The following is a 223-nucleotide window of genomic DNA, read 5'->3' as shown; positions in this document are numbered from 1 at the left end:
CCTGTCTGAATATGGGGGGACCATCCTCCAAGGCTAAATACTCCTGACTGACCGATAGTGAACCAGTACCGTGAGGGAAAGGCGAAAAGAACCCCGGCGAGGGGAGTGAAATAGAACCTGAAACCGTGTACGTACAAGCAGTGGGAGCACCCTTGTGGTGTGACTGCGTACCTTTTGTATAATGGGTCAGCGACTTATATTCTGTAGCAAGGTTAACCGTATA

General features: G+C 49.8%; 1 rRNA gene. It reads left to right on the top strand.

The annotated features are described in order from the left end of the window. Positions 1 to 223 (top strand): 23S ribosomal RNA (locus tag WFO70_RS22590); the annotation flags it as partial.

Source organism: Leclercia sp. AS011 (assembly GCF_037152535.1).
Classification (GTDB): domain Bacteria; phylum Pseudomonadota; class Gammaproteobacteria; order Enterobacterales; family Enterobacteriaceae; genus Enterobacter.
The sequence above is the reverse complement of the archived record's forward strand: the minus strand, read 5'-3'. Positions and strand labels throughout refer to the sequence as shown.